Source organism: Mycobacterium sp. (assembly GCF_019243155.1).
In the GTDB taxonomy this organism is placed as follows: Bacteria; Actinomycetota; Actinomycetes; order Mycobacteriales; family Mycobacteriaceae; genus Mycobacterium.
The window spans coordinates 1-9,305 of the sequence record NZ_JAFAUS010000188.1 but is presented as its reverse complement, the minus strand read 5'-3'; the positions used below and the strand labels follow the sequence as shown (position 1 = coordinate 9,305).

Here is a 9,305-nt window from a genome sequence, read left to right as displayed (position 1 = left end):
ATCCGCCGCTCCACGGTTCACGCTGGACACCACGGTGTTGCCGGCCACCTGCACCGGCTGGACGTTCGGATCGAATTGCGAGATGCCCCACCGCAGCAGCGCAGCGGGCATGGCGGCGAACGCCCGATCGGCCGACCGGGTAGCCGGATGTTCGAATCGTCGCCGGCCATTGGCCAGGTCGGCGGCGATCCGCTCGGCGCGGTCGCCCAAGCCGAGTGTCGGATGCAGGCCGACCACGACGTTGCCGAAGTGGTTATATGCATGTGGCACACCGAGTTTGGCGATCGGAACTTCGGCGCCCAGTGATTCGGCCTCCGGACCCAGCAGCTTGGACAACGCCGCCGACACCGCGGTCAGAACACTAACCGTGACCGTCGGGCCGCGCAGCTGCGAGCGTTGTCGCACCAGCGTGCGGATGGAGCGGGTGCCCTCGGGTCTGGCGTTGGTGCTCAGCGGCGGCCGGGGCGCAAGTGGGGCCACCAGCAGCCCTGCCTCGATATCACGGAGCATTCGGCGATGAGTCCGGGTCGCATCGAAAGCCCGGCACGGCAGAAAGCCCGCCCGCAGGCGCTCAAGCTCAGGCACCGGGGCTTCCCGGCCGAACAGCCACGCCGCCATGGCCGAACCGCGGGCGCCGTCGGCGAGCGCATGAGGGACCTGCACGGCCGCGACGGTGCCGGTTCCGGTGCACCTGGGAATGCCCGTCACCGATGTGAAAAGGTGTACCCGCCAAGGTGTTCGGCGGATATCGAGCTGATCGGCGAAAAGATCCGACAGGGCTGCCAGGCAGCCGTGCCAGCTTCGATCGGCCAGGTCATGGCAGATCACCCGCTCTGGCCCCACCGGCGCCGGCACCCATCGCGGATAGGTCAGCGCCCACCCGTCCTCGACTCGTATCGTCAGCCCAGGGCAGACGCGGGCCCGGCGGCAGATCTGATCGACCGCGCGATCCAGGTCTTCGGGTTCTCCGTCGAACGCGTACAGCAGGAACTCGTCGTTGGGAATCTTGGCCGACGTCCAATAGGACTGCGCGTCGACGGCCGCCATCCGCCTGCCCGGCACGGCGTCAGCCGGGTGCGCCGATAAACGCGAGTACCGAATCGGCGACCTTGTCGGGTTGTTCGAGCTGCAGGAAATGCCCGGCGCGCTCGACGATGGCGACCTCGCTGCCCGCGGGCAACACCTTCTCCGCCCAGTGCGCGAAAGCCGGTGTCATGCAACCGTCGTCGCGACCGTGCAGGTACAGGCACGGCAGCACGGGCTCCTCGGTCCACAGCTCGTTCAATTGCGCATACCGCGGCGACGGTCGGGTGTTGCGGATCGTGGCGCGGTAGGGACCCAGCGCAGCGCGCCAGCTGTCCGGCGTTCCGATCGCCGCGTCGACGTGACGCAGGTCCTCGTCGGCGCGATAGCCAGGCGACCATCGCCGCCACAGCAGCGGCAGCACCCAGGAGGCGGAACGCTCAGGCAGCCAAGGCAATTGGAAGTACATGATGTACCAGCTGCGCAACATCTGGCGTGCCACGTGCCCGGCCAGCCGGCCCCGGTCGGGCACGCCGCCCCGCCTGCGGAATGCCGCCGACGGCGGCACCGACATGATCACCGCCTTGCTGAATGGGCTGTCGGGCATCGCTGCCAACCCGGTCGCGGCGATCGCGCCCCAGTCGTGACCGATCACTACGTCGTGCTCGGTGCCGCCCGCCGCCGAGCGCACGCGCAGGGCATCGTCCATCAGCGCGCCGACTTGATAGCTGCCGTCGGCCGGAATCGAGGACGGCGCATATCCCCGCATGAACGGCGCGATCACCCGCCAACCGGACTCGGCGAGTCGCGGAGCGAACTTGCGCCACCCGTAGGCCGTGTCGGGGAAGCCGTGCAGGCATAACGCGATGGGGCCGTCAGGTGGCCCCCAGGTGAGGGCTTTCAGGTCCCCAGCAGGGCCGGCCACGTCCATCCAGCCTGGTTCAGCCATCTTCACTCCCCGCTCGGCGCGTCCGCACGGACCAACCTAACGTGTGCGGGCACAAGACGCACCGACCGCAGCCAACAATCGGTCAAATCATCGCTGCGGCAAGAGCTTTGGCTAAGAGCTTCACTAGAAGCTATGACAGTGCGGAGACGGCTTCCTCCAACTCGGCGATGACGATCTTGCGCATGCCGTACATCGCTTGGGTGGCCGCCGCCGCGCGGTCGCGATCCGGATCGCCGATCAATTCGTAGAGCCGATCGGGCACGATTTGCCAGCTCAGACCGAAGCGGTCCTTCAGCCAGCCGCACTGGGACTCCTCGCCGCCGTCGGTCAGGCGGTCCCAGTAGTAGTCGACCTCGTCCTGGTCTTTGCAGTGCACCGTGAAGGACACGGCCTCGCTGAACTGGAAGTGTGGGCCGCCGTTGATGCCGATGAACCGGGCGCCATCGAGCACGAAGCTGCCGGACAGGACCGTTCCCGGCTCGCCCGGTCCGGCTTCGGTGGTCCGGTTGAGGCCCTCGATATGGGAGTTCGGGAACACCGACGTGTAGAACTCCGCCGCCTCCTGAAGGTTGTGGTCGAACCATAACGAGGGAGTAATCGATGGCATGGACACGGCCTCCTTGAAGACGGGGTGGGTTTCTTTCACTGATAGACCACGGTGACGGCGAAAATTCATCGCGCCGTCGACCCGCGAAACAGTGCTTAACCCGCCTATGTAACGTCAAAACGCATGAGCACCGTGAGCAGCAGTTTCGAGACGGTCGAGTTTTCCGGAGTCGACGGGGTCACCCTGGTCGGTGACGAGTGGAACCGCGGCTCGACCGCGGCCGACGATCGGCCCACGATCCTGATGCTGCACGGCGGCGGCCAGAACAGGTTTTCTTGGAAGAACACCGGTCAGGTGTTGGCCGACGAAGGATTTCACGTAATCGCGCTCGACAGCCGCGGTCACGGCGACAGCGATCGCGCGCCCAAGGCCGACTACGACGTCGAGACGCTGACTGCCGACGTCATGAATGTGCTCGACGCCATCGGCCGCCCGGTCATGCTGATCGGGGCCAGCATGGGCGGGTTGACCGGGATCCTCGTCGCGCACCAGGCCGGACCCGACCGAGTGACGGGGCTGGTGCTGGTCGACGTTGTCCCGCGGTTCGAGAAGAACGGCAGCGCCCGCATCCGCGACTTCATGTTCAGCGGTCTGCACGGGTTCGGCTCGCTCGAAGAGGCCGCCGACGCCGTCGCCGCGTATCTGCCGCACCGGACCAGGCCGCGCAGCCCGGAGGGGCTGAAGAAGAACCTCCGGCTGCGCGACGGCCGCTGGTACTGGCATTGGGACCCGGCGTTCATGACCAAGCCGGGCGACGACCCGGAGTTGCGCACCGAGAACTTCGAGCGGGCGGCAGCCGGCCTGCGGATCCCGGTGTTACTGATCCGCGGCAAACTCTCCGATGTGGTCAGGCCCGAAGGTGTCCGGCACTTTCTGGACACGGTGCCGGGCGCGGAGTTCGTCGAGCTGTCCGATGCCGGACACACCGCCGCGGGCGACGACAACGACGCCTTCAGCGACGTCGTGGTGGCGTTCGCGACGCGCTAGACCTGAACCAGCTAGCCGCTAGCCGCCGACGCCGGGCTTCTCCGCGTGCCCGCCGAACTGCTTGCGCATCGCCGACAGCGCCTTATTGGCGAAGTCGTCGAGGCTTCGCGAGGCGAACCGGGACTGCAGAGCGGTGGTGAGCACCGGCGCGGGCACGCCCTCGTCGATCGCAGCGATCGCCGTCCAGCGGCCCTCACCCGAGTCAGAAACCCGGCCGGAGAACTCGTGGAGGTCGGGCGACTCATGCAATGCACTCGCGGTCAGGTCGAGCAACCAGGAGCCGACGACGCTACCGCGGCGCCACAACTCGGCGACGTCTTCGATGTCGAACTCGTACTGGTAGCACTCCGGCTCTGACAGCGGCGCGGTCTCGGCATCGCCTGCTTCGATGCGCTTGCCGATGTCGGCATTGCGCAGGATGTTCAGCCCCTCGGCGATCGAGGCCATCATCCCGTACTCGATACCGTTGTGGACCATCTTGACGAAGTGCCCGGCACCCGACGGACCGCAGTGCAGATAGCCCTTTTCGGGCTGCGCGACCTCACCGTCGCGCCCAGGCGTGCGCGGCGCAGCGTCGACTCCGGGGGCGATCACGGAGAACAGCGGCTCGGCGTGCTCAAAGGCGTAGTCGTCGCCGCCGATCATCAGGCAGTAACCGCGCTCGCGGCCCCACACGCCACCGCTGGTGCCGCAGTCGATCAGGTGAATACCCTTCTCGGACAAGAACTTCGAGTGCTTGAGGTCGTCGCGGTAGTAGGAGTTGCCACCGTCGATGACGATGTCGCCTTTGTCCAGTGTGTTGGCGAGATCCTTGATCACCGAGGTGGTGATGGTCCCGGCGGGAACCATCACCCACACGACGCGCGGCGTGGACATCTTTTCGGCCAGCTCTTTCAGCGAGTACACACCTGTGGTGTTCTGCTCGTCGGCCATCGCCTTGACCGCATCCTCGCTGTGGTCGTATACAACAACCTCGTGTCCGTGGTCGGCCACGCGGCGGGCGATGTTGGCGCCCATTCGGCCCAGACCGATCATTCCCAGCTGCATGCTTGTCTCCTTAGTGTGATGGTTGCGTTTGCTTGGGCAGCCATGGCTGTTGCCAGCTGTGATGGCCATGCAGCAGTGATCGCGCTTCCTCGGGTCCCCACGAGCCCTGGTCGTAGCGGTGGATCCGGCCCGGCTTGTCCAGCAAGGGCTGCACGATCCGCCACGTCTCCTCGATGGCGTCCTCGCGGGCGAACAGCTGACGGTCGCCATGGAACGCGGCGTAGATCAACCGCTCATACGGTCGCACCGCCTCGCCCAGATCCTCGGCGAACGACGAGTCCAGGTGGACGTCCTGCCACGAGTCGCCGACTTGCGCCGACAGCTGCAGCCGCATCCCGGGGTCGGGGTCGATACGGATCACGATCTGGTTGGGCTCGGGCGGGCGGCGCTTGGGCAGAAATGAAAAGCCGGGGACGTGGTGCAGAAACATCCGGACCTCGGTGACCTTCTCCGGCAACGCCTTTCCGGCGCGGATGAAAATCGGCACCCCGGCCCATCGCCAATTGTCGATCTCGGTTTTCAGCGCGACGTAGGTTTCGGTCTTCGAATCCTTTGCCACGCCGTCGACATCGGTGTAGCCGCGGTACTGGCCACGCACGCAGCGCTCCGGATCCAGCGCGGGCATCGCCCGGAAGACCTCGGCCTTCTTGTCGTTCAGGTCATCGTCACCCGCGCCGACCGGCGGCTCCATCGCGACGAGGGCGAGCACCTGCAGCAGATGGTTCTGCACGACGTCGCGCAGCGTGCCCACGGCGTCGTAGAACTTGCCACGGTCCTCGATGCCGAAGTCCTCGGCCATGGTGATGTGGATTTCGGAGATGCTGTCGCGGTCCCACAGCTTGGCCAGGGCATTGTTGGCGAAACGCAGGTACTGGAGCTCTTCGACGGGCTGCTTGCCCAGAAAGTGGTCGACTCGCAGGATCTGGTCCTCGTCGAGCACCGCGCGCAGCCGGGCGTTGAGGTCTCGCGCCGACTCCAAGTCGTGGCCAAACGGCTTTTCCACCGCCACCCGCGAGCGCTCCAGCAAATCGGCCTTAGCCAGATTCTCGACAATCGGCGCAAACAATGACGGCGGCATCTCGAGGTAGTACAGCGGACGGCTGTCCGAACCGACCTTTTTGGCGAGCTCGCCGTAGAGCTTCTCATCTGTGACGTCGCCGTGCAGATAGGAAAGCCGGCCGGCAAACCGGTCGAACACCTTCTCGTCGAAGTCCTCGCCGGACGCCTTGATCGCGTCGCGCGCCCGATCGAGCAATTGGTCCATCGAGATATCGTCACTGGCCACACCGATGATCGGGTGGTCCAGCATGTCGCGTTGCTCGAGCCGGTACAAAGCCCGAAATGTCATTTTTCGCGCCAGATCACCGGTGATTCCAAAGACCACCAGCAAGTCGCATGAATTACTGTCACCGTCGGCCAAGTCCACACCTCCCGAAAGTCACCTATTCGGCTCCCTTGAGACTCACTACCCGTGGCCGGCCGACTCAACACTAGACACTGCCGATAGGGCCGACAACCGGAGCGGACCACAGCATTGAAAGGATGGCCGACGTGGGTGATGCGCTGCATATCGTGGTCTATGTCGTGGCCGGGATTGCCGTGCTCGAAGCCGTGGGACTCGTGGTGCTCGCCAACCTGCTCGCCCGCAGTCGCCGGGAGCTCGAAGAGCTGCAGCAGCGAACCGACACCCGCAAGCGGTTGCTGTCCGGGGGCCGCGAAGCCGTCAAGCAGGTGTGGCAAACCGCAAACCTGGTGCGCAAGGAGGGCTTCGGCGGCGCCCTGCGCAGTTCGATCGAGGACCTCGCCGACTGGGCGGAGGTGGAACGGCCCGACCTGGCCCGGGTCACCCCGGATGGCCGGGTGGTGATCCTGTTCTCCGATATCGAGGAGTCCACCGCCCTCAACGAGCGGATCGGCGACCGTGCCTGGGTGAAGCTCATCGGTGCCCACGACAAGCTGGTTTCCGGTCTCGTACAGCGGCGCTCTGGTCATGTGGTGAAGAGCCAGGGTGACGGATTCATGGTGGCCTTCGCTCGCGCCGAGCAGGCGGTGCGGTGTGGCATGGACCTGCAGCAGGCGCTACGTAAGGACGCAAAGCGCAAGCGGCACGAGGAGATTCGGGTTCGAATCGGAGTTCACATGGGTCGCTCGGTACGCCGCGGCGATGATCTGTTCGGGCGCAATGTCGCAATGGCGGCGCGGGTCGCCGCGGAGGCCACCGGCGGCGAGATCCTCGTGAGCGAGTCGGTGCGAGATGCCCTCGGCGACTGCGACGACATCCGGTTCGACGAGGGTCGCCAGGTCGCGCTGAAAGGCTTCTCGGGCAACTATCGGTTGTTCGCCGTCGAAGCCCCGCCCGATCCAGACCTGGACTGAAAGCTCTCCGCGTCGGATTCGGCCAACCTCCGATGCAGGCGGGACCGGACCTCGTCGGCTGTGTACGCACGCCGTTTACGTTGGTCGCGCACGACGAGTGCACCCCCGGCGACGACGCCGGCGACACCGGCCAGCCCCAGCCACTTCCACACACCGCGCATGGACACAAGGCTATTCGCAACCGGGTTCCGACGTTGGGGGTTGTGGTTAACTTGTGTGCCCGTCCACCCACGGCAACGACGCTCACAACATGGACAACCTTCGGGATAAGGTCGCCGTCATCACCGGTGCGGCCAGCGGCATAGGCCGCGCCATCGCTCATGCATTCACCGCCCGCGGCACCCACTGCGTGCTGGTCGACATCGACGACGACGGCGCCGGGGCCATCGCCGAGGAACTGAGCGGCAACGGCGCCACCGCACTGCCGCATCGCGCCGATGTGTCGGATCCCGTTGCCTTCGAAGGCATTCGGGATGCCGCACTGCAGCGATTCGGCCGGGTCGACATCGTCGTCAACAACGTCGGGGTGCTGACGAACGGCCTGCCCGAAGACATTCCGGTGCGCGAGTGGCAGCGAATCCTTGAGATCAACCTGATGTCGGTGGTGCGCAGCAACGCCGTCTTCCTGCCGCTGCTGCTCGCTCAGGGCAGCGGACATCTGGTCAACACCGCGTCGTTCGCCGGACTTTTCACCTACTCCTACGACCGACAGCCTTACGCCGCCACGAAGGCCGCCATCGTGCAGATCAGCGAGGGGCTGGCAATCTATCTGAGGCCCAAGAACATCGGCGTCACGCTGCTGTGTCCGGGACCGGTGCTGACCAATATCGCCGCCGCGATACCACGATTCGGCGTGGGCGCGCCGCTGCGTATCCCCGGCGAACAATTCGAACTGCTCGACCCGGCGCCGGTCGGCGAGCTGGTCGCCGACGCGATCCTGCGCAACCGGTTCTTCGTGCCGACCCATCCACAGGTCGTCGAGGAGTTGCGCCGCCGCGTCGATGACTGGGATGCCTACATCGACTACCAGATCTCCCGCGAACCGCGGTGAAAAACTCTGAAAAGACCCTGAAAGGCAGGCAACGATGGCTGATGCGCACACCGACGGGCTCGACGTGTTCAAGGAGATGCTGCCCGGCCTGATCCCCGACGGAATCACCAGTCTGCGCGACGGCCGTTTCGCGGACGAACTCGGGGACATGAATATCGACCACGTTTTCGGTGCGGTGTGGACCAGACCCGGCCTGGATCGCCGCTCCCGCAGCCTGGTAACCCTCGGCGCCCTGATTGCGTTGCGGGCCACCGACGAATTGAAGTTTCACTTCCCGATCGCGCTGCGCAACGGGCTGAGCCTGGAGGAAATCGAAGAGGTCATTTACCACATGGCGGGGTACGCGGGCTATCCCGCGGCCGCCACCGCACGCAGTGTTGCATGCGAGGTTCTGCCAAGCTCATGATGACCAAATCGGCTGCAGCAGAAGCGATCCGACGATGCTCACCCTAGACCAGGCACTCGAAGAAACCCGCACCGGGGACCTTTGGCTGTTTCGCGGTGGCTCGGGGCCCGACCGTGCCATCCAGACGTTGACGAACGCACCCGTGAACCACGTCGGGATGACGGTGGCCATCGACGACCTGCCACCGCTGATCTGGCACGCCGAGCTGGGCGACAAACTCGTCGACATGTGGACCGGCAGCAACCATCGCGGTGTGCAACTCAACGATCTGCGGGAGGCGGTGCTGCAGTGGGCGCAGCACTATCACCAGCGGTGTTGGTTGCGTCAGCTGACGCCGTACGCCACTCGGCAGCAGGAGAACGAACTGCTGCGGGTGATCGCGCGAATGGACGGCACCGCATTCCCCACCACCGCGCGGCTAACGGGCCGGTGGCTGCGCGGTCGGCTCCCGACCATCAACGACTGGGTTCGGGGAATCCCGTTGCTGGACAGAAAGGTTAACGAGCAGACTCGGCGACGCCGGGAAGATCGCAAGATGAGCCTGGCCACCGCGTACTGCGCGGAGACGGTGGCGATCACCTACGAGGAGATGGGCCTGCTCGTCACGGACAAGGACACGAATTGGTTTGACCCCGGCAAGTTCTGGAGCGGTGACACGTTGCCGCTGGCGACGGGGCATTCGCTTGGGAAGGAAATCGAGGTCATCGTCGGCTAGTTGTACTGACCACGGACGTTGGTGACGGCGTGGTGAGGTGACAAGAAGAAGACCTCCGAGTGGAGTGCGAGCTGTCTAGGAACGCTCACCGCCTCGGAGGTCTTCATGTCCCACCGTAATGCCCCTTTGTCAGAAACTGGTCGG

The 9,305-nt window shown here is 65.4% G+C and carries 11 protein-coding genes; 5 read left to right on the top strand and 6 right to left on the bottom strand.

The genetic code is table 11. The features are described from left to right. The 3 genes from JOZ00_RS09185 to JOZ00_RS09175 form a co-directional block, all read right to left on the bottom strand. The coding region (locus JOZ00_RS09185) for a DUF1298 domain-containing protein (protein ID WP_293342807.1) at window positions 1–1,062 on the bottom strand (1,062 nt) is incomplete at its 3' end. A gap of 4 nt (window positions 1,063–1,066) precedes the next feature. Next, complete coding sequence (locus JOZ00_RS09180; RefSeq protein WP_293342804.1) at window positions 1,067–1,972, bottom strand: alpha/beta fold hydrolase; 906 nt, start codon at window positions 1,970–1,972, stop codon at window positions 1,067–1,069. 130 nt (window positions 1,973–2,102) lie between these two features. Beyond that, window positions 2,103–2,579 carry a VOC family protein gene (locus JOZ00_RS09175; protein ID WP_293342802.1) on the bottom strand — a complete coding sequence of 159 codons (477 nt, stop codon included), beginning with the start codon at window positions 2,577–2,579 and terminating at the stop codon, window positions 2,103–2,105. A gap of 123 nt (window positions 2,580–2,702) precedes the next feature. On the opposite strand from JOZ00_RS09175, the gene JOZ00_RS09170 reads away from it, so the two are divergent. After that, window positions 2,703–3,566: an alpha/beta hydrolase gene (locus JOZ00_RS09170; protein ID WP_293342799.1), complete on the top strand. Its 864-nt coding sequence runs from the start codon at window positions 2,703–2,705 to the stop codon at window positions 3,564–3,566. 18 nt (window positions 3,567–3,584) lie between these two features. On the opposite strand, the gene gnd is transcribed toward JOZ00_RS09170, so the two are convergent. Together gnd and JOZ00_RS09160 are read right to left on the bottom strand one after the other, a co-directional pair. Further along, the gene (gene gnd, locus JOZ00_RS09165) at window positions 3,585–4,613 is read right to left on the bottom strand and encodes a phosphogluconate dehydrogenase (NAD(+)-dependent, decarboxylating) (protein WP_293342796.1); all 1,029 of its coding nucleotides are present in this window, start codon (window positions 4,611–4,613) and stop codon (window positions 3,585–3,587) included. A 10-nt stretch (window positions 4,614–4,623) separates the two neighbouring features. Then, window positions 4,624–6,033, bottom strand: coding sequence for a glucose-6-phosphate dehydrogenase (locus tag JOZ00_RS09160; RefSeq protein WP_293342793.1), 1,410 nt, complete (start codon window positions 6,031–6,033; stop codon window positions 4,624–4,626). Between the two features lie 122 nt (window positions 6,034–6,155). Between JOZ00_RS09160 and JOZ00_RS09155 the strand changes: the two genes are divergently transcribed. Further along, the gene (locus JOZ00_RS09155) at window positions 6,156–6,989 is read left to right on the top strand and encodes an adenylate/guanylate cyclase domain-containing protein (RefSeq protein ID WP_293342790.1); all 834 of its coding nucleotides are present in this window, start codon (window positions 6,156–6,158) and stop codon (window positions 6,987–6,989) included. Here the strand turns inward: JOZ00_RS09155 and JOZ00_RS09150 are convergent. Then, window positions 6,941–7,150, bottom strand: a complete 210-nt coding sequence (locus JOZ00_RS09150) for a hypothetical protein (RefSeq protein ID WP_293342787.1) — start codon at window positions 7,148–7,150, stop codon at window positions 6,941–6,943. The genes JOZ00_RS09155 and JOZ00_RS09150 overlap by 49 nt on opposite strands. 89 nt (window positions 7,151–7,239) lie before the next feature. Between JOZ00_RS09150 and JOZ00_RS09145 the strand changes: the two genes are divergently transcribed. The 3 genes from JOZ00_RS09145 to JOZ00_RS09135 are packed head-to-tail and all read left to right on the top strand — an operon-like array spanning window position 7,240 to window position 9,161. Next, window positions 7,240–8,040, top strand: a complete 801-nt coding sequence (locus JOZ00_RS09145) for an SDR family oxidoreductase (RefSeq protein ID WP_293342784.1) — start codon at window positions 7,240–7,242, stop codon at window positions 8,038–8,040. 34 nt (window positions 8,041–8,074) lie between these two features. After that, window positions 8,075–8,446 (top strand): carboxymuconolactone decarboxylase family protein, encoded by a 372-nt coding sequence (locus JOZ00_RS09140; RefSeq protein WP_293342781.1) that lies wholly within the window; start codon window positions 8,075–8,077, stop codon window positions 8,444–8,446. 34 nt (window positions 8,447–8,480) lie between these two features. Next, window positions 8,481–9,161: a guanylate cyclase gene (locus JOZ00_RS09135; RefSeq protein ID WP_293342778.1), complete on the top strand. Its 681-nt coding sequence runs from the start codon at window positions 8,481–8,483 to the stop codon at window positions 9,159–9,161. The last annotated feature ends 144 nt before the right edge of the window (window positions 9,162–9,305 follow it).